Source organism: Streptomyces sp. NPDC002513 (assembly GCF_053595355.1).
Map to the genome: position 1 here is coordinate 140,832 of NZ_JBSFXK010000012.1, position 15,822 is coordinate 156,653.

A 15,822-nucleotide genomic window follows, 5' to 3' on the forward strand; every position below is an offset into this window, starting at 1 on the left:
GGGACTGGCCCCGTCACCCGGGTCCGTCCGGATGGATCGGGCCTCTCACCTGAGTCCGGACCCTCCTTCCGACTCCCATGTGTCTTGTCCGTCGAGGCCGCTCTCGACGAGTGCCAGCAGGCGCGGAGCCGACAGTGGGTTCCCGGGGTCGGCGGCAGCGGTCAGCAGCCGGGTGGCGGCTCCGGCCGGCTCGTCCGGGGGGATCACCAGCAGTTCCCAGCGTCCCACGGTGCCGCAGTCCACGGTGATGGCATGCACCTCGGCGGCAAGATCGGTCAGGACCACCTCGATCACATGGCCGGGCGCCATCACCTCCTGCGGGGCATCGGGCCAGGTGGCGGTCCCCACGGTGACGCGGGTGACGGTGCCGACGCTCGGATCCAAGGAGCCGACCAGCGCGGGCAGCTCCAGTTCCAGTGCGTAGCAGCGCGGCCACCACGCGCCGTCCAGCGGGCCATGGCTGACGCCCGCCGTGAGGCGCAGCCGGGGCAAGGGCATCCGGTAGGAGCGGCCTTCATCTGGTGCCGTACCTTCGGCGGGCTCTGTGATGGCGTTCATCGTGCGATCCCGTTCCGGGCGGCTTCCGGCCGCCCGTGTCTGCCACTCGCCGGGAACGGCGCCGCCGTGGTCGTGCGCCCGAAAGCTCTCGGTACGTGTCAGGCTACTCCCGGCCGTGGCGGGCGGCCTGGTGCGCAGCCATCGCGGAGAGGCAGACAGCCGGCCGGTACGACCGCCGGCTCATCGCCCCTCTGCCAAATCATCGGCGTGCCAAGGCCAGCCCTTCGACGGACAGGGTCAGCACACAGGGGGCGACGGCGCCGGGCAGCCCGACGACCTCACCCATGTTCTGCCAACCCCAGGACGAGAAGGCGGCTTGTCCTGCCTGGTCGGCAGGATGCAGCAGGGTGACCCCGAGGCAGGAGTGCAGGTCTGTGAGCAGACGCTGCTGCAGGCGGCGGGCGATATCGCGGTGCTGAGCGTGCGGATGGGCCACCACCTGGGTGAGGACGACGAACCGTGCGCGGGAGGTGAGCCGATGGATGATCCCCTGGAGCGTTCCGTCGAACCCCCGCCGGCCGGAACCGTCAGCACCCACCGGAAAACCGAAGGCGCAACCGACCAGCACCGTCGTCTCTGCGACCAGCAGGGCGAAGCCGGGGCGGTGGGCAGTGACCGCCAGGCGGTGCAGGAAGTCTCCACGGTCGTGGTACGCCTCGCCGGGGGTGCCCGCGACGGACTCCGCAGCCAGGTCCGCGATGTCCTCGCGCATGTCTTCGGCCTGCCAGCGGGTCAGCCGGCGAAGCCGGATCCCGTCCTTGAGGACCGGCTGATCCAGCCGACGAGCGGGGTCCCCGGGCGCCCGCGGCGCGGTACTCAGAAGGTTGCCGGATGCGGTGGGCGGCACGGGACTCACCTGGCCGGTAAGGAGCAGCGAAGTGGATCCGGTGACATCGAGGAGCCGGGTGATCTGCGCGCACGGGTGCTGCAGCCTCAGGCAGGCGTGGACCCGGCCGGCGCGCCGTGATGCCGACCGGAGGACGTCCAGGCCCCCCGCGTCGCAGGAGCCGACCGTGGTCAGGTCGATGTCGATCACGGTGACACCGTCCAGCAGACACTGCTCCAACGCGGCCCGCAGCAGCGGCGTCGTGGCCGGCCCGATGTCACCAGCAAGCGTGACGAACGTCCGCTCCCCTCGGTTCCGCCTATGAATGTCCAGCCGGGAAAGGGTCATCACGCCTCCCCTTGGTGGGGGCGCGGACCCGCGCGGGTGCTCAGCGCGGCCCCAGCCATGATGAGCTCGCGCGGAGTTGCTTCGACCGCGGCGGACATGATGCCGACCCGTCTCCGCGCCGACGATTGGGGCGGCCCGGACTCGTCTCTCGCCGAGGACGACCCGGCGTGGCGGCCGGAGTGCGTGATGCCCTCGGTACTTCAACCGTACGTCGGCCGCAACCGGAAGCGGCTGCGCCGAGGGCGCGCCAGGACACTCCCGCTGACGCCGCGGGCGGTGAGGCCGGCGATGAGCAGGGCGGACCCTGTGCGGATGTCGGTGGCCTCCACCCCTGCGCCGGCCAGCTGCTGTGGGCCGGTGAAGCGGCACTTGGTGGGGGAGAATTCGTGGAACTCGGCACCCAGGCGAGTCAGGTGGGGGCAAGAGGTTGCTCCCAAAGCGGAGGCATACAGCAGATCAGGCCCGGTGCTGATCTCTCAGCACCGGGCCTGACCTGGTGTTACGGCTGTCGGGGTGGCGGGATTCCGGCAGGGACGGGGGCTCAGGGGCCGTTCGGGGCGGCGGCGACTGCGAAGCCGATCACGAATCCGCATGAGGCGGAGATCAGCATGATCAGAAGCGGCCCCGTGTAGCGGGCCAGTCGGCTCACTGCGCGGCCCATCACTGCTTCCACCAGGCGCGCCACGGCCGGGAGATGATCTCTCGGTACGTGTGGTGCGTGGGGTTGCGGCCGCCGTGCTCGAACACCCAGTCCTGCGGTTCGGCGAAGTCGGAGCTGGTCGGCGAGCTCTCGCCACAGACTGCGCACTGCATCGCATAGGTGGTGGGCTCGGCATCCGGTTCCCTGTCCGGCTGGAGCATCCATTCCTTGTGGCAGACGACCGCTCGGCTGCTCACCGGCCAGCCCCTTCCAGAGCGGTACTGACGTATGGGTGCTGGAGGGCGGCGTGCAGGGCGCCGGCGTCGGTGAGGGTGTCGTCGTCGGGCAGCTCGTACCAGCCACCGAACCAGTCGTCGATCAGCTCCAGGCTGGGGGCGACGAGCCACGAGTTGGTGGAGAGGTGTCGTACCGGCAGGTCGTCCCAGCTTTCGGCGGTGCCGGTCTCGATGGCGTAGTAGAGACGCCCGTTGGGGCTGTCGTACAACACTGGACCGATCGCCGCACCAGTGACGCGCAGGTGGGCCAGGGCCAGGAGACCGATCTCCGCGGTGGTTCGCACAAGGTCCCAGCCTTCGCCGACCCGGAGCAGACGCAGGCCGGGCGCGTCGTTGACCACGGGTGCGCTTCGCAGCGCCTCACGAACGGACATCACGCACTCCTTTGCACTGGTGGTCGGAGCCAGCGTCGGGAGAAGGAACGGGGGCTTGTGCCGGCCCGACGGTGCGCACCACGATCAGACGGGCGCTCGTTGCCGTTATCTGTCGCTTCCGCTCGGCCACAACGCGCTGCGGACCCAGATGGCTGAGGGCGGGAACCACGGCGCCATAGCTGCCGGGCAGTTCGAGCGCGTCCAGGAGACCGACGAAGGCGGGGGAGTGGACGGCCACCGCTGGGTCGCGGTCTGTGAATACGCCGCCCAGGGTCAGCTCATGCTGCCGGCAGTACTCGGTGAGGCAGTCGATGAGCGCTGCGTGGCGGGTCAGGCCACCGGTGACGTGGCGCAGGTAGCCGAAGACCTGGGGGAAGGCCACGGAGCGGCGTTCGGTGATGAGTTCGTCGTCCATGCCCACAGCGTCGGCCTCCGTGAACGGCCTCGAAATGACCTGCTGTTGCACTTACGTTGCACTTCCCGCCCCACCTCGTCACCGAGAGTGCTTACATACGTGACGGAGGGAGGTTACTCGTGGTCAGCGTGCAGCAATGGACCGGCCGGGAAGCGAGCGCCCTGCGCGCAGCGCTGCGCATGAGCACGCGCGCCTTCGCCGAGCACCTCGGTGTCGCGCTGCGCACGGTCGCCAAGTGGGAGAGCCTCGGCACCGAAACCCAGCCCCGGCCGGACACCCAGGCAATCCTCGACACCGCGCTCGCCCGTGCGGACTCCGCTGCTCAGGCCCGCTTCGAGGCGCTGGTGTCTCCCGGACGGAAGAGCACGCGGCCGGCAGACCACGAAACGTGGACCGAGGACATCGACCGCGCTGTCGTCTGTGTCAGCCGCCAGAACTTCCCTTTCGCCTCGTCCCTGTTGAACCGCTGGCTGAGCCGCTACGACCCGCACGACCTCGACGACAAGGGGCTCTACCTCTACGGACGTTCCCTCGTCCTCCTCGGCGACCTCCAGCGCGATCAAGGCGCCATCCTGGGGCCGCTCTCCGCCCGGCACTCTTACCTGACCGCCCGTGGCATGTTCACCGAGCTGAACATCCCGCGTCGCGTCGCGCAGATCGAGCTGTCCCTCGCCGTCGTACAGGAAATGTCCGGCCAGCTCGATGCCTCTGCCCGCCAGTACGAACTCCTCTCGTTAGACGAGCGATTGAGCCCCCGCGACCGAGCCAGAGCTGGACTCTGGGTGGGTACGGCGCTGAGCAAGGAGGGCAACAACGAGTACGCCACCCGCGTGATGACTGCTGCCACCCGCGCCTTCGAGGATCTGGGTGAGCCGGAGGACTGGTCGGTCGCCCACCAGAAGCTGGCCCTGGCCCACCGCGGCGCCGGCGACCTGAAGCAGGCCCTGCACTGCATCGACATCGCACGCAGCACCGGGACGGTCGACTCCCCGATGCAGCGGGTGCGGTTGGACACCGCCCACGGGCACATCCTTCTGTCGGACGCGGCGACCCGGAATGATGGGCTGTCCGTCCTCGACCAAGCGGCACAGGTGGCTCGCCAGTATGGGCTGAGCCACCAGTTCCGCAGCATCGAGGGCATCCGAAAGGGTCAGCAGGGATGAGCCAGGGAGTGCCAGTGCCGGAGCACGAGCAGCGCCAGATCACCGACGAGCAGTTCCACGACGCGACACTGATCTGGAACTACCACCAGATGGGCCACGAGCAGCGGCCCTGCTCGGCGGCGATCGGTCTCGGCAGCCACGACCTCGGTGTGGCCACCGCGGCCGCCGATCTGTACCGTGCTGGTCTCTTCTCCGTCCTGGTTTTCAGCGGCGGCAACAGCCCCACCACCCGTGCCCGCTTCCCTCGCGGCGAGGCCGTCCACTATCGCGAGCACGCCCTGGGCCTGGGCGTGCCGGACGAGGCGATCCTGGTCGAGTCGAAGGCGGCCAACACCGGCCAGAACATCACCTTCTCCCGCGAGCTGCTCGCCGAGGCCGGGGTGGAGATCGAGTCGCTGCTCCTCATCTCCAAGCCGTACATGGAGCGCCGCTCCTATGCGACCTGCCGCAAACTGTGGCCCGAGGCCGAGGTCGTCTGCGCCTCCGAACCGCTGGAGCTGGACGACTACATCAAGTCCATCGGCGACGAGAAGCTCGTCGTCGACATGCTCGTCGGCGACCTGCAACGGGTGATCGAGTACCCAAAGCTTGGTTTTGCCATCGAGCAGGAAGTACCGGGGGATGTCTATGACGCTTACGAGCGACTCCTGGGCGCCGGCTTCGACAGCCGCCTCATCAGCACCTGAGCCACCCCGCGTCAGCCCGCCGAGCGGGATGTGCGCGATCCATCAACCGAACCTGTTCCCACGGCTGTCCACTCTGGCGAAGCTCTTCGCCGCCGACCGCTGGATCGTCCTCGACGACGTGCAGTTCGCCCGGCGCGACTACCAGCACCGAGCACGTCTCGCCGCCTTGGGCGATCCCGGTCGGCAGCAGTGGCTCACACTGCCGACACATCTTCCCCATGGACGTCCGACACTGATCAACCAGGCTCGGCTCGTTGATCCCGGCCACTCGCGCCGCACGGTCGAGCTGCTTGTGCGCCAGTACTACGGGCGCAGCTCCCACTGGGGTGCCGTGTCCGAGGTCCTGGACGCGGTTGTGTACGCGCTTGCCACCACAGACTGTGTGGCCAGCATCGCGAGAGCATCGACGGTTGCCATGCTCGGCGTCCTTGGCTGGGCAGGGGAAGTGTTGGACAGCAGTGGGATCCCGGCTCGCCAAAGCCGGTCCGAGCGTCTTGCCGACCTTGCCATGGCCACCGGCAGTACCCACTATCTGTGCGGCACCGGCGGTCTGCGCTACCTCGACCCCGATCCCTTCAATACCCACGGCATCCCCGTACTGCCCTTCCACACCCCTGCGGATACCGGCGACCCGCTCTGGCAGTGGGCCCGGCGGTCCAGCAGCCTCTGGGTCCTGAGCGAGATCGGCCCCGGGGCACTGGCGAACCACTTGGCTGCCCAGCGAGAAAATCACCGCCTTGGATTCGCGTCGTGACCGTGCCAGATACTTCGGACGCGGCACAAGAAGCGTTGGAACTGGTCACTCCCGAGCTGTCCGCCCCGGCCTGATCAGCGCCGCCGAGCTTGGGTCGGTTGCAGGGTGGCTGGGGAAGCCGCCGTTGTCGCATGCAGTGGTGGCACGCCGGGGCGCCACGCTGCACTGCGGGCCTGCGCTGCACGGGCGCGTGCGCTGGGCGCCGGCCTTGCGCTGAGACGCTGGACACGCCAGGTCAGGACCCGTGCTGGGTGGCGAGCATCGTCCAGAGCTCGCTGATCGGCGGCTTGCTGGAGGAGTTGCTCGGGGTCGTGTCCTGCGGCCTCGGCCTCGGCGAGTGTGGCAGCGAGGGCGTCGAAGGCCCCGTCCTCCATCACCTGCGCCGCGTGTTCGGGCACGGAGCGTCGGATGACGTGGATGTGCCGCTCGACCATCTGCTGCGGCGGTCGGCGCTGGGCCAGGGCGGTCAGGGGCGCGGCAGCCACCTGGGCGTAAGCCGCCTGGAGGTAGATCACGGCCTGATGGGCGGCAGCGACTTGCTGGTCGTGGTGGCGGAGCTCGTGCCAGCGAGCGGCGGCGATGATGGCGAGGATCGCGGCGTCGAGGAACATCGCCAGGGCAGCTCCGTCCCTGGGGGCAGTCTCGCGGAGCATGGCCCGCACGGCACCGCGCAGGGCACGGGCATGGTGGTGATCGGCTCGGATGCGGGACCGGGTGGCGCGCTCGAACGTGGTCGCTGCCTCACGGAGTTGGGATCGAACGGGCTGGGGCGCGATGAGAGGTAGGGCGTCGAGGGCTTCGCCGAATGCGGCGAGGTGACCTTGGGCGGCTTCATCGTCGGCATGGTCGAGGCGGTGGGGGATGCGTTCGGCGGCTGCGGTGGCCTGGTGCCAGGGGTTGGGCCTGCGTCGGCCCGGCTGCTCGGCGGGCTGTGGGTCGATGGCTTCGAGTCGCTCGCGGATCTTGGGGAAGGACAGGTCCGGGGCGAGTTCGGAGCCCGAGAACCAGACGGGCTCGTTGCTGGCGGTGGTTGTGTCTTCGCAGGCGACCTTGTAGCCGCGTACGTCTCCGGAGGGGAAGTACACGACTTCGGCGAGTACTCCGTCGACGTGGCTGAGCAGGTGTACGAACTCCTCGGCGCTGGTGGCGGCGGCTACTGCGGTGCGGACGGTGGAGCGCAGGCGTTCGCGAGCGGGCTTGTGCTGGCCTTGGCGGTGGGCCTTTTCCTGCTCGGCGCGGGTCGGGCGCTTCGCGGCGGTGCGGTCACCGCGTACGACTTGCCGCAGGCCGTATTCCTCCTCGATCGCGGCGAGTTCGCGGTCGGCGGTGAGGTAGTCGTTCCAGTGGCGCGCGATGCGCAGGTCGCCGCGGACTTTGGTGGCCGCGATGTGGATGTGGTCGGGGGCGTGGCGGACGGCGACCCAGCGGCAGCCGTCTGGGTCGCCGTCCGGCGCGATGCCGGTGGCGGCGACGACCCGGCGGGCGATGTCGGCCCACTCCTCGTCGCTGAGGATGCGGTCTTCGGGCGCGGCGCGTACCGAGCAGTGCCACACGTGCCGCTCGGGGGCGCGGCCGAGCCGTGTGGCCTGCTTGACGTGCAGGTCCAGGTCCGCCACCAAGAGGTTCCTCGTGGCGTCGACGTCCTCGGAACGGCCTGGGTCGGGTGCGAAGCCATCCCAGGAGGCGACCAGATGTGCGTCTGTGTGGTCCTTGGCCCTCTTCGTGTCGAACAGGTACCGGATGAGGCCGGCGGTTTCCTTGCCGCTACGGATATTCGCGATCATCAGGCTGCCTTCTTGGCGGCTGCCTGGTTTGTGGTTGCCGCGATGTGGCGGACGGTGGTGCCGACCACGTCCAGGGTGCGTTCGGCCTGGCTCAGGAGGGCGGTGTCCCCAGGGTGTGAATGGCCACCGGAGTTGAGCTTCTTGGCGATCTGGTTGATGTTGTGGCCGATCTTGGCGACCTGGCTGCGGAGGGCGGTCAGCTCGTCGATGTAGTCGTCGAGCGGGGTGCGCTGGCCGGGCACGGTGAGGTCGCCGTGGAGGTGGGCCATGACGACGGCGCCGACGTAGTGGGCGCCGGCGATGTTCAGCGACCTGGCCATGCGGAGGATGTCGGCCTTCTCGTCGACGCTGTAGCGCACGTCGACACGCTCCTTGCGCTGGGTGTCTTTGCGCTGGCGGCGTCGGGCGACGCGGTGCAGCGCGGCGGCGTCGGCGGCTCGCGGCAGCGGAACTGTGGCGGTGTCGACGGGCTGTTCCTCCTCGGGCACCCCCTGGTCCCCGAGGGCCTCCGCCACCCCTGGGGCGGAGGCTGCTTCGTTGGACCGGCCCTTGGACGGTCCAGCGGCATACCTTGCTGGCTGGGTGGCGGTGGTCGTCATCGCCTTTTGGGTGGTGGGGAGTCCGTCGTGCGGGTCGTGCATGAGGAGGTTCTCCGTAGAGCGTTCGTGATGCGGGGCGATGTCGGGTGGACTCGTTGCGGGCCGATCACCCGTCCCCGCGCTGACCTGTGCGGGGACGGGTGGTGCGAGTCGAGAGGGGGGCGACGTGAGCGGGCGTAGGACTCAGAAAGCGCCAGCGGCAGCCTGGTCGAGTTCGGTCTGCCTCTGAGTGATGGCCTCGTCGAGTTCGGCCTGCAGGGCGTCCTTGACCGTTTCCGCGTCAGCCCGGCTGATGGAAAGGCCCTCGCCACGGATTGCCTCCTCGATGTGGCGGCGGGAGGCGCGGCCACCGCGTCCTAGTGGCGCGGTGCGGGCTATGGCGAGGAGGTCGCCGGACACAGCGCGAGGCTTCTGGGCTTCCGGCTCGGCAGAAGGCTGTGGGAGCTCCGGCGCGTTGGCGGCACCCTGCGCCGCGTCGGCGGAAACCCGAGCCACGTCGATGTGACCGTCTGCCACTTCAAGAGCGAGTGGGTCCGGGCGATCGGGGTCCTCTTCGGCGGGGGCGGCGAGCTGGGCGCCATCGGTGCCGTTGTGGCTGTGGGTGGCAGGGGTGTGGCGTACGGCGGCGCCCACTTCCTGGGCGCCAGGCGTGGGATGGCGGCGGATCACGATGTAGAGGTGGACGGCGCCGGCCAGAGCGAGCGGGGCGATGGCGGACAGGACGCCGACGGTGATGTCGTCCAGGTGCAGTCCGTCCGGGCGGGTTTGTTGGTTGAGACGGACGGCGTGCAGGGCGTTGGCCCAGATACTCGTGGCGGTGGCCAGTCCGACGAGCGCCCATACGTACAGGCGTGAGCGCAGCGGGGCGGTGCGCAGGATGAGCAGGGTGCCGACGCCGATGGCGATGAACCCGTCGATCACGAGCGGGAAGACATAGGTGAGCATTCCGCGGATGTGGATGGCGACGGCCATCTGACGCAGGGCGTCGTAGGAGAGGGCGAAACCGATGGCACCGAGCAGGACGATGCCGAAGCGGATCGCGGCGCTGCCCGGTAGGGCGGAGGGTGCGGTGACGGTGGTGCGAGGAGTCAAGAGGAAGCACTCCAGTTGGTGTTGGGCGGCGCTCACTGGCGCAGGAGGAAGGGGCCGCTGTGAGGTGCGGTGACTCGTACCACCCGTTGCGTGCCTGGTCAGGGCAGGTACGAGAGACATGACGATGTCGGGTTGACCCGTTGCGGGCCGATCACCCGTCCCTGCGCTGACCTGCGCGGGGACGGGTGTGACGGGTCGAGCCGGGTCAGGCTGCGGTGCCGGTGCCGGTGCCGGTGCCGGTGCCGGTGCCTGCGCCCTCGCCGGGCTCGGCTGGATTCGCCGTTTCGGCCGTTGGTGCGGGGCAGTAGCGAGCCCATGCGTCGAGGAACTGGTTTCGGGCGTAGCCCTTGGCCTGGCCGCCGCCGGGGAAACGGCGATTGCCCGGGCGGATGCCGTAGTCCTCCAGCAGAATCCCGAGTCGGCGCGAGGTCAGCCCGGTAGAGCCGTACTCGGCCCATGGCGCTTCCTCGTCGTTGTTGAGCTCTTCGAGCAGACGGCTCGTGCGCAGCGCGGCGGGGTTGCGCTCGGCGGTGAAGACCCGGCGGATGTCGATCAGGATGCGGGTGCGTAGCCCTGTGTCCGCGTCCTTGCCCGACTCGTGGGCGGTCATCACCCGGCAGGCCGTTCGGGCCAGCGGGGGCCAGTCGCCTCCCGCGAGGTCGGCGACGATCACCAGGGGCTCCCAGGTGTCGGCGGCACGGTCCTCGACCGGCATGCCCGGCTCGGCGTCCATCGCCTCGGTGCGCCGGGGCTGGAGCCAGGCGGTAAGGCGGTCGCGTACGGCGTGCAGGGCGGGGGTGTCCCGCCCTGTGCGGAACGCCGCGACGGTCTCGCCCGGTGCCCGGCGGCGCATCCGGATGACCACCGACCGGTCCATGATCGTGTCGGGGAGGTCACCGATGCCCGCCAGGGCGGCCATGGCGAAGGTCGGGAAGGCGACCGGTGTGTGTTCAGGGCCGGTGACACGCAAGGTGGGCCGGTTGCGCTGGTGGCCGGCGTTCAGCAGGCCGCGCAGGTCCTCGTTGCGCTCAGCCGACTTGGCGGTGCCGAACAGCGTGTCGGCCTCGTCGACCAGGAGCGTGGGCGGATCCTCGGCGGTGATCGAGCGGAAGATCGCCGCAGGGCTGGCGTTGACCGTGATCAGCGGTGCGTGCACGGTCTCGGTCACCACGTCGAGCAGCCGCGACTTGCCGCACCGCTTGGCCGGACCGACCACTGCCAGGCGCGGCGCGTGCTGCCACGCGGGCTGCAGATGGGTGGCCGCCACCCACAGGGTTACTGCGGTGAGGGCCTCGTCGCTCGGCATCACGACGAACTGCTTGATCCGGGCCCGCAGGTCATCCAGTATCTGAGCCCCCTCGAACGCAGGCACGACTTTGGGTTCGTCGTGGCGGGCTGCGTCTGCGGGTGGCGCGGTGTGAGTCGGCTGGCCGGTTGCGTCGGCCGGTGTGCCGTCGGCCTGGAGGGATGGCGTATTCGGCTGGGGTTCGGTCATACTGGGCATCAGCTCCTCTGCTCGCGGGCCATATGGGACGGCAATCCCGGCCACGCGGGTCGATCGCTAGGGATGGCGGTTGAGAGGTTTGCGCTTGGCCCCCGGTGACAGCCGGGGGCTTTTTGCATGTGGCGCTACATGGGGTGGGGCGCGGGGACTCCTCGGGCTGGAGGGGGCGGGGCTACCAGCATGCCACATGAATTGCCGATTGCAGAAGTGCTCTGCATCTCGCAGAAGGATGTTACTGTGTATGGGTCGCTGCATACGGCAGTGACTTGCTACGAATGGAAGGAGGTGGCCGTGGCGGACGAAGACGCCCCGCAGGGCGTGCTGCTCAGCGGCGAGGCGAACGTCGCGGTGCGCATCAAGCTCGAGCGCGAGGCGCGCGGCTGGAGCACCAACGCTCTGTCCGACCGCCTGAACGACGCCGGCTTCGACATGAACCCGTCGGCGGTCTGGCGCATCGAGAACGGCAAGCGCCGCATCAACCTCGACGAGGCCATCGGCTTCGCCGAGGTCTTCGGCATCGACCTGCGCAACCTCGTCGGCCCCCCGCAGCTCGCCGCTCAGGCCCGCGCGATGGAACTCATCGACGCCGTCGTGGACGCGTACCGCGAGACCCAGCGCGCCAACGCCGCCTTCACCCAGGCACGTGACGCCCTGGACGTGTACCTCGCCGAACACCCCGACATCCGCGAGGAAGCGGACGTGATGGTCTCCAACGCCATGGCCGAGGCAGCTGCCAAGCACCTGCTGGAGTCGTACGGACCGTCGTCCGCCGAGCAGCACGAGGACACCAGCTCCTCAGGCGAGGCGTAGCCACCGGCCTTCATTCACTCCCGTCCTGGGCCCGCAAACCCCCAGCACGGACACCTCACCTCATCCCTAGCGATCGACCGGCGGGCCGGTGTTGCCGCACCCACGCCCGCCAGAAGAGGACTCACCCCTTGCGCCAATCCGCGATACTCCCTGCCCCCGCGCCGACTCCGCACTCGGAGGCCACTCCCCCGCGCCTGTACGTCCCGGAGGAGGTCGCCGCCGTCCTCGGCTGCTCTGCCTGGTGGGTCAAGGACCGCGCCCGGCGACGCCTCATCCCGTTCACCCGCGTCGGCCGCGCCTACCGCTTCACCGGCGAGCACCTCGCGGAGATCATCCGCATGCACGAGGCCCGACCTACCTCCCCGCGGCAGCATCCAGCCCCTGCTCCCGCCCGCAAGCCGCCAACTCTCAAGCCCTCCCAGCCGTCTGCCGTGCCCACGGCCCGCCTGCGCGCCCGGCCACCACGCCGAGCACGCCAGAGCCAGTTCGGTACCGCCGCTTAGGTCGACGACGAGGAAGGGGAGGAACACATGGGTTTCGCGGAGAAGCGCGGAAACTACTGGCGCGGCCGATACAAGACCGCGCCCGGCAAGCACCTCACGGTCGTCGACGAGACCGGCAAGGCGATCAGGTTCGCCACCAAGGGCGAGGCCCAGCGCGCCGCGAGCGAGGCCGAGAACAAGTACCGGCGCGGCGACTGGCGCGACCCGGCGCTCGGCCAGGAGACCTTCGGCGAGTACGCCAACCGCTGGTACGAGGGCCAGGACCTGGCCGCCTCGACCATGCAGAACTACAAGCGCCACATCGAGGAGCACCTGCTCCCCGAGTTCGAGGACAAGGCGCTCGCCGGCATCCTGCGCACGGACGTCGACCTCTGGGAGAAGAAGGAGAAGAGCGCCTACGCGGCCTCCAGCGTCAAGACCTGGCGCTCGACGCTCCACCTGATCTTCGAGGACGCGATTGACGAGGGCCTGATCACGTCAAACCCGGCCGCCAGGCGGCGCGGACGCGGCAAGCGCGCCGGCCGCTCCCGCGACCGTGGTCCGGAGAAGGTCGTCACCGACGCGCTCGGCATCCTGCTGACCGCCGAGAGGGCCGCCCTGCTCTCTGGCCGCGACGACGAGTTCGTCGCCGTGGTGCTGAAGGGGTACACCGGCATGCGCTGGGGCGAAATGGTCGGCCTTGAGACCGAGTTCGCCCGACCCGGGGTCGTCCGTGTCGAATGGCAGCTGTACGAACTCGACACGGGCGAGCTGGTGCGCTGTCCGCCCAAGGACGACAGCTACCGCACCCTCGACGCCCCGAACTGGCTGTCGGCGCTCCTGACCGACCACGTCGCCCGCACGAAGCCGACCCCGTGCCCGTGTCATGGCCGGATCTACGTCTTCCGCGGACAGGGCGCGGCTCGTACCGGTGGCCACCAGGGCGCGAAGCTCATCGACGTCACCCGTCGCGCCGACGTATCGGCGGGCACTGTCTCCAACGTCCTGAACCACCCTGACCGCGTCACCGAATCCACCCGCACCAAGGTGGAGCGGGCCATCGCGGACCTCGGATTCGTGCGAGGCGGCGCGGTGTCGGGCCACGCCGCCCACTGGCGCAGGAACGGCTTCGCCACCTGGCTGTTCACGCCGGCGGTCTCCGGCTGGTACCCGAAGAAGGCGCCGCAGGAGGCCCGGCCGGTGCCCTTGCTCGGCGATCCTTGGCCCGGTGTCCCGGCACGGGGGCGGGGTGCCAGCGTACGGGCCGATGCCTGCTGGCTTCCGATAGCCAAGGGACTCACACCCCACGGCCTTCGCCACACCCACCGGACGATGATGGAGGACCTCGGCACCGAGAAGGTCCTCATGGACGAACGCATGGGCCACATCGACGGCTCGGTCTCGGCGCGCTACGCCCACGTCACCCCCGGCATGCGCAACCGGCTCGTGATCGGGCTGACCGAGCAGTGGGAGACGGCGCTCGAAGCCCGCCTGGCGATGAGTCCCACGTCATCAGTGCGCGTACTCAGCCATCTCCTGCGCGCATTCAGCGAGTCGCGTCTGCCTGTATAGCCCCAGCGATGAGTGCTGGTGTGTCCCTGGCGGTCACCGCCAGGGACACACCCGTCTTTCCTGCCGCCTTGCCGGGCAGCGTCAACCCGGTGCGGTCAGCTCACCCGTGCGGTTACGGCGATTGCCGGCGGTTACTCGAGCTGCCGCTCTGGTTGTTCCTCGTCCTCGTCGGGCAAATGCACATCGCCGACCGCGATGTTGAGATGGCAGCGATCACGTTCTCTCTGACATCGCCCGCGACATCGATGATGGAGACGCCGTACTCGACGACGATCTCCAGATCGACCGCGGTCTGCACCTCGCCGACCTCGACCTTCACCCCGCTGGTGACGGACTTCCCACTGGCACCGGGCATACGTTCACGCATCGCCCCCATGCCACGGGCGAACCCACCGCCCATCGAATGGACTCCGGCACGTCCCGGGCGGCCATCCCGGCAATCTTCGCCACCACACCGTCGGCGATCGTGGTACGGCCACGCCACCCTGGATCGCTTCCGTGCGGCGCCCCCACCCTCTTCCCGCTGCGCTCGCCCAATGACACCGCGCGAGGGGTCTCACGCCGGTTCGGCAGTCCGATATCCGCCATCTTCGGGCACCTCTTTTCCGAGGCGCAGGTGGTCTGTTGGGTCCCTTCCCCCACGCTAACGGCGAGCGCCCGACGTCGCTCAGGCGAGGGCATGTGAGCGCTGTCGGGCACTGCGCCAGGAGCCGGTGGTACCCCATGCAGAGGGTAGGTCGGGTGGCCGGTCGGACCGCCCTACCGGACGCGGGGCCCGCGGCTGCGCTCCATCCGCGTTCTCAGGAGGACAAGGTCGACGCCGAGCACAACCGCCACGATGAGCAGCAGAAGATAGAGCACCACGTCAGCCCCCGGCATCAGCGGCGGGTCAGTCGCTGTCCGTTGTCCACGTAGACGGCGCGCTGATCTCCCGGCCCTTCGGGTCAACGACGTCGCAGTTGCGTCACTCGCGGGGATCGGCCCAGCGGATCACGCCTTCTCCCCCGTGGCATGTGCCAGTGACGCAACGGCCCCGGCGTATACACACCGGGGCCGCCCTTCCGGGTCGTTGCACGTGAGAGTGCACCGGCCCACTCATCAGGGTATGCCCGGGAGGCCGTTTCAGTCATATGGGAGGATATGGCCGTCATGTGACCGGCTGGCGCCCTGAGGGCGGCCTGGGCCGTGTCAGTCACTGTCCTTCTCCTCGGTCTCCATGAGCTGGATCCCCTTGTGCAGCAGTGTGACCATCGCGGGTGTGTTTCCTCGCGCCCAGTCGACCTGGATCAGTCCCTCGGCCGCCAGGTACGGGCAGGCGGCGGCCAGGTCTTCCTCGGGCATGACGAGGCCCTCGCGCAGCTGCGCCCCAGTGAGGCCGAGAAGACGATTGCCTTCGATGGCCTCGTACAGGGTCTTCATGATCGCCTCGCGGTAGTGCTGCCGCTCGTGCAACGTCGCCATGGTCGCCTGCCTCTCGTGCCGGCGCTGACGGAAACCCGTACGTCTGGGGCGGTGTCCTCCTTCCCCGCTGAGGGGCATCCTCCTCAGATTTCGTCCGGCTGTGTGTGATCGTCCCGGGAGGACTGGCTGGTCAACAGCCAGGAGCGCACCGGCTCCGCCATGCACGTGGTGTCCACGGTGAGGTGGAGTCGTGTTCCGCCGTCGGTGCCTGCGGGGTAGCTGCGCGCTTCGGTGGCGGCGAAACAACGGCGGAGAGTCTCCGCGACATGGCGAGCCGTCTCCGGGTCCGCGGCGACGATACGAACCTCCGCGTGCCCGGCCGACGGCAGTTCCGGTGACTTCATGGTGACCCCTTACTCACTAAGAACTCCTAACAGAATGCTGCAACTCGCCTCGGAATGAAGGGGTCTGATGACTTGTTAGCCTGCACATGAGAAGGGGTGAGCGGCCGCCGTGGA

General features: G+C 69.2%; 17 protein-coding genes and 2 pseudogenes. 6 read left to right on the plus strand and 13 right to left on the minus strand.

Annotated elements, in window-relative coordinates; all coding sequences use genetic code 11:
• Positions 1 to 45: 45 nt before the first annotated feature.
• The 6 genes and pseudogenes from ACWD5Q_RS11665 to ACWD5Q_RS11690 all read right to left on the minus strand — a co-directional run bounded on the left by ACWD5Q_RS11665 (position 46) and on the right by ACWD5Q_RS11690 (position 3,457).
• The gene (locus ACWD5Q_RS11665) at positions 46 to 558 is read right to left on the minus strand and encodes a DUF5994 family protein (RefSeq protein WP_351925830.1); all 513 of its coding nucleotides are present in this window, start codon (positions 556 to 558) and stop codon (positions 46 to 48) included.
• A 199-nt stretch (positions 559 to 757) separates the two neighbouring features.
• Positions 758 to 1,732: an STAS domain-containing protein gene (locus ACWD5Q_RS11670; protein WP_351925828.1), complete on the minus strand. Its 975-nt coding sequence runs from the start codon at positions 1,730 to 1,732 to the stop codon at positions 758 to 760.
• A 260-nt stretch (positions 1,733 to 1,992) separates the two neighbouring features.
• Positions 1,993 to 2,151: pseudogene (locus tag ACWD5Q_RS11675) on the minus strand (UDP-N-acetylglucosamine 1-carboxyvinyltransferase); the annotation flags it as partial.
• Between the two features lie 241 nt (positions 2,152 to 2,392).
• Positions 2,393 to 2,629, minus strand: a complete 237-nt coding sequence (locus ACWD5Q_RS11680; protein ID WP_451377474.1) for a DUF7848 domain-containing protein — start codon at positions 2,627 to 2,629, stop codon at positions 2,393 to 2,395.
• On the minus strand, positions 2,626 to 3,042 hold the full coding sequence (locus ACWD5Q_RS11685; RefSeq protein ID WP_225076985.1) for a hypothetical protein: 417 nt from the start codon (positions 3,040 to 3,042) through the stop codon (positions 2,626 to 2,628). The genes ACWD5Q_RS11680 and ACWD5Q_RS11685 overlap by 4 nt, the downstream gene beginning before the upstream one ends.
• On the minus strand, positions 3,029 to 3,457 hold the full coding sequence (locus ACWD5Q_RS11690; protein WP_351925826.1) for a hypothetical protein: 429 nt from the start codon (positions 3,455 to 3,457) through the stop codon (positions 3,029 to 3,031). Before ACWD5Q_RS11690 ends, ACWD5Q_RS11685 begins: the two co-directional genes overlap by 14 nt.
• Before the next feature lie 119 nt (positions 3,458 to 3,576).
• On the opposite strand from ACWD5Q_RS11690, the gene ACWD5Q_RS11695 reads away from it, so the two are divergent.
• From ACWD5Q_RS11695 to ACWD5Q_RS11705, 3 genes are read left to right on the plus strand one after another with little or no spacing between them, the layout of a single operon-like run.
• A complete protein-coding gene (locus tag ACWD5Q_RS11695) occupies positions 3,577 to 4,620 on the plus strand; it encodes a helix-turn-helix domain-containing protein (protein ID WP_351925824.1) in 1,044 nt (347 codons plus the stop codon).
• Positions 4,617 to 5,306, plus strand: coding sequence for a YdcF family protein (locus ACWD5Q_RS11700; RefSeq protein ID WP_351925822.1), 690 nt, complete (start codon positions 4,617 to 4,619; stop codon positions 5,304 to 5,306). The genes ACWD5Q_RS11695 and ACWD5Q_RS11700 overlap by 4 nt, the downstream gene beginning before the upstream one ends.
• A gap of 28 nt (positions 5,307 to 5,334) precedes the next feature.
• A complete protein-coding gene (locus ACWD5Q_RS11705; protein WP_351925820.1) occupies positions 5,335 to 6,060 on the plus strand; it encodes a WbqC family protein in 726 nt (241 codons plus the stop codon).
• Between the two features lie 74 nt (positions 6,061 to 6,134).
• On the opposite strand, the gene ACWD5Q_RS11710 is transcribed toward ACWD5Q_RS11705, so the two are convergent.
• The 4 genes from ACWD5Q_RS11710 to ACWD5Q_RS11725 all read right to left on the minus strand — a co-directional run bounded on the left by ACWD5Q_RS11710 (position 6,135) and on the right by ACWD5Q_RS11725 (position 11,030).
• Entirely contained in the window at positions 6,135 to 7,844 is a 1,710-nt protein-coding gene (locus ACWD5Q_RS11710) for a relaxase/mobilization nuclease domain-containing protein (protein ID WP_451426840.1), read from the minus strand.
• Positions 7,844 to 8,485 (minus strand): plasmid mobilization relaxosome protein MobC, encoded by a 642-nt coding sequence (gene mobC / locus ACWD5Q_RS11715; RefSeq protein ID WP_451378385.1) that lies wholly within the window; start codon positions 8,483 to 8,485, stop codon positions 7,844 to 7,846. Before mobC ends, ACWD5Q_RS11710 begins: the two co-directional genes overlap by 1 nt.
• 141 nt (positions 8,486 to 8,626) lie before the next feature.
• Positions 8,627 to 9,535, minus strand: a complete 909-nt coding sequence (locus ACWD5Q_RS11720; RefSeq protein WP_351925814.1) for a DUF2637 domain-containing protein — start codon at positions 9,533 to 9,535, stop codon at positions 8,627 to 8,629.
• A gap of 205 nt (positions 9,536 to 9,740) precedes the next feature.
• The gene (locus ACWD5Q_RS11725) at positions 9,741 to 11,030 is read right to left on the minus strand and encodes a DUF3631 domain-containing protein (protein ID WP_451378384.1); all 1,290 of its coding nucleotides are present in this window, start codon (positions 11,028 to 11,030) and stop codon (positions 9,741 to 9,743) included.
• A gap of 300 nt (positions 11,031 to 11,330) precedes the next feature.
• Between ACWD5Q_RS11725 and ACWD5Q_RS11730 the strand changes: the two genes are divergently transcribed.
• The 3 genes from ACWD5Q_RS11730 to ACWD5Q_RS11740 all read left to right on the plus strand — a co-directional run bounded on the left by ACWD5Q_RS11730 (position 11,331) and on the right by ACWD5Q_RS11740 (position 13,903).
• A complete protein-coding gene (locus ACWD5Q_RS11730) occupies positions 11,331 to 11,849 on the plus strand; it encodes a helix-turn-helix transcriptional regulator (RefSeq protein WP_351925810.1) in 519 nt (172 codons plus the stop codon).
• 128 nt (positions 11,850 to 11,977) lie between these two features.
• A complete protein-coding gene (locus ACWD5Q_RS11735; protein ID WP_351925809.1) occupies positions 11,978 to 12,352 on the plus strand; it encodes a helix-turn-helix domain-containing protein in 375 nt (124 codons plus the stop codon).
• Positions 12,353 to 12,379: 27 nt separating this feature from the next.
• Positions 12,380 to 13,903: a LacI family DNA-binding transcriptional regulator gene (locus ACWD5Q_RS11740; RefSeq protein WP_451426841.1), complete on the plus strand. Its 1,524-nt coding sequence runs from the start codon at positions 12,380 to 12,382 to the stop codon at positions 13,901 to 13,903.
• 131 nt (positions 13,904 to 14,034) lie between these two features.
• Here ACWD5Q_RS11740 and ACWD5Q_RS11745 read toward each other — a convergent pair.
• The 3 genes and pseudogenes from ACWD5Q_RS11745 to ACWD5Q_RS11755 all read right to left on the minus strand — a co-directional run bounded on the left by ACWD5Q_RS11745 (position 14,035) and on the right by ACWD5Q_RS11755 (position 15,708).
• Positions 14,035 to 14,491 (minus strand): annotated as a pseudogene (locus tag ACWD5Q_RS11745) (Asp23/Gls24 family envelope stress response protein).
• A gap of 600 nt (positions 14,492 to 15,091) precedes the next feature.
• Positions 15,092 to 15,364 carry a hypothetical protein gene (locus ACWD5Q_RS11750; protein ID WP_451426842.1) on the minus strand — a complete coding sequence of 91 codons (273 nt, stop codon included), beginning with the start codon at positions 15,362 to 15,364 and terminating at the stop codon, positions 15,092 to 15,094.
• A gap of 83 nt (positions 15,365 to 15,447) precedes the next feature.
• Complete coding sequence (locus ACWD5Q_RS11755) at positions 15,448 to 15,708, minus strand: hypothetical protein (protein WP_351925803.1); 261 nt, start codon at positions 15,706 to 15,708, stop codon at positions 15,448 to 15,450.
• Positions 15,709 to 15,822 lie beyond the last annotated feature (114 nt).

Coding starts and splice junctions, on each gene's coding strand:
- ACWD5Q_RS11725 (WP_451378384.1), bottom strand. CDS start 11,030: ATGACCGAACCCCAGCCGAATACGCCATCCCTCCAGGCCGACGGCACA.
- ACWD5Q_RS11685 (WP_225076985.1), bottom strand. CDS start 3,042: ATGTCCGTTCGTGAGGCGCTGCGAAGCGCACCCGTGGTCAACGACGCG.
- ACWD5Q_RS11710 (WP_451426840.1), bottom strand. CDS start 7,844: ATGATCGCGAATATCCGTAGCGGCAAGGAAACCGCCGGCCTCATCCGG.
- ACWD5Q_RS11705 (WP_351925820.1), top strand. CDS start 5,335: ATGTGCGCGATCCATCAACCGAACCTGTTCCCACGGCTGTCCACTCTG.
- ACWD5Q_RS11665 (WP_351925830.1), bottom strand. CDS start 558: ATGAACGCCATCACAGAGCCCGCCGAAGGTACGGCACCAGATGAAGGC.
- ACWD5Q_RS11690 (WP_351925826.1), bottom strand. CDS start 3,457: ATGGACGACGAACTCATCACCGAACGCCGCTCCGTGGCCTTCCCCCAG.
- mobC (WP_451378385.1), bottom strand. CDS start 8,485: ATGCACGACCCGCACGACGGACTCCCCACCACCCAAAAGGCGATGACG.
- ACWD5Q_RS11700 (WP_351925822.1), top strand. CDS start 4,617: ATGAGCCAGGGAGTGCCAGTGCCGGAGCACGAGCAGCGCCAGATCACC.
- ACWD5Q_RS11755 (WP_351925803.1), bottom strand. CDS start 15,708: ATGAAGTCACCGGAACTGCCGTCGGCCGGGCACGCGGAGGTTCGTATC.
- ACWD5Q_RS11740 (WP_451426841.1), top strand. CDS start 12,380: ATGGGTTTCGCGGAGAAGCGCGGAAACTACTGGCGCGGCCGATACAAG.
- ACWD5Q_RS11750 (WP_451426842.1), bottom strand. CDS start 15,364: ATGGCGACGTTGCACGAGCGGCAGCACTACCGCGAGGCGATCATGAAG.
- ACWD5Q_RS11670 (WP_351925828.1), bottom strand. CDS start 1,732: ATGACCCTTTCCCGGCTGGACATTCATAGGCGGAACCGAGGGGAGCGG.